The sequence below is a fragment of the Microcystis sp. M53603_WE2 genome (assembly GCF_030065435.1).
In genome coordinates this window covers 1-1,394 of record NZ_JASJFF010001358.1, presented here as the reverse complement: position 1 = coordinate 1,394, position 1,394 = coordinate 1, and the positions used below count along the sequence as shown (strand labels likewise).

The window sequence follows — 1,394 nt, the reverse complement described above, 5'->3', positions numbered from 1 at the left end:
GCCGGCTCTGATCAGAGCGCGGGCGGCTCCCCAGAACAGTCTCAGCCTGGAAGTTGGTCACTAGCTAGACACTACCTAACAGCCACAGGCGATAGGCTGAGAGGCCAGAGATGCTGTCGTGGCTTTCATCTTACCTCTCATCGGTTTTTGAGATGTTGCCATTATTGAACTATTTGATGGAGAAGTATCCTTATTTTTAGAACAAATGAAAAATGAAATTTATTTAGGAGATATAGAAGACTCGATCGAATGTCATTTACAGCGTTTATCCGCAACAGAAAAAAATGTGATGCACTGGTTAGCTAATCAAACTGAAGCGGTAGAAAAGTTTCCCAAAACTGGTAATCTTGACCTTTCTCAATCCCAATTTTGGGCAGCTATTCAGTCATTAATGAGACGCTGTTTACTGGATAAATTACCATCAGAAACCTCGTCCTATTTTCCTATTAATCCTGTCTTTAAATCTTATCTTAAAAGAAATCCTAACGATTAGGATTATCTCTTTACAAATAGATGCGATCGCATTTTTATCTTTAACTATTTTGCAAAACTTGTAAGAATAAATTTGGCGATAAAATTTGTGTATGATGATAATGCTTTAGCGGTAAAATGTGTTTTTTATCTAAAGAAACTAGATAATCAGCACCTATTTCGTAAGCGGCTGCCAAAAACATATTATCATTTGGATCAACCTGATCGAGTAGCGTTGCTTGATAAATGCCTTGAATTTTGATAGCAGTATAAAAAATAGCCGTTAAAATCTCCTTAATATCATTTCTGTCAATATTTTTCAGTAATAGTTTTTCAACCAATTCCTCCAATAATTGAGGAGAAATAACTAACTTAAATCTACCCTCTCGCCAATAACGAATAATTTGACAAGGCGCACTGTTAGGATTTTTACTTAACAAAGCTGAAAGAAAAACCGAAGTATCAAGAATAACAAGAGGTGAATCTTGAGCAAACATCATAGTAAATCAGATTCTTCTAAGTTTCCTGAAATTCTCACACAAGCGTCATCAAATTTTTGCCAAACTTCATGATAACAATTATCGGGCATATTTTGAACCTCATTTAATGTTTCCATAATCAAATCTTTGGCCTGTTTTCTATTTACATTTTCTTTTAAAACTTCTAAATGCTTGTGTAACTGTTCTAATAACCATTGTTTATCTTCAAACGAAAAATTTCGTAACTTTTGTTCAAGTTCAATAATTTGAGGGGATATCATAAAATTAACTCCACTTAACATTGAGCTATATCATAATTCTAACAACAAAAAAGCACCCCCTTGCGGGAGTGCCTTTTCGTTCAGACTAGGAATTAACCATTGATAGCAGGAGCAATCAGAGCTACAGGAGCCTGTTCACCACTAGCCAAGTCTAAGGGGAAGT

2 protein-coding genes and 1 pseudogene are annotated in these 1,394 nt (G+C 35.5%); 1 reads left to right on the top strand and 2 read right to left on the bottom strand.

Translation table 11 applies throughout. The annotated features are described in order from the left end of the window. Nucleotides 1-160: 160 nt before the first annotated feature. Nucleotides 161-493, top strand: a pseudogene (locus PX481_RS28560) (ATPase); the annotation flags it as partial. Nucleotides 494-533: 40 nt separating this feature from the next. Here PX481_RS28560 and PX481_RS28555 read toward each other — a convergent pair. Then, a complete protein-coding gene (locus PX481_RS28555; RefSeq protein ID WP_002761089.1) occupies nucleotides 534-971 on the bottom strand; it encodes a putative toxin-antitoxin system toxin component, PIN family in 438 nt (145 codons plus the stop codon). After that, a complete protein-coding gene (locus tag PX481_RS28550; protein ID WP_002752205.1) occupies nucleotides 968-1,231 on the bottom strand; it encodes a hypothetical protein in 264 nt (87 codons plus the stop codon). Before PX481_RS28550 ends, PX481_RS28555 begins: the two co-directional genes overlap by 4 nt. Nucleotides 1,232-1,394: the final 163 nt, after the last annotated feature.

What these genes read in the sequence shown, in the direction of transcription:
- PX481_RS28555 (WP_002761089.1), bottom strand. Translation starts at nt 971, where the DNA reads ATGATGTTTGCTCAAGATTCACCTCTTGTTATTCTTGATACTTCGGTT.
- PX481_RS28550 (WP_002752205.1), bottom strand. Translation starts at nt 1,231, where the DNA reads ATGATATCCCCTCAAATTATTGAACTTGAACAAAAGTTACGAAATTTT.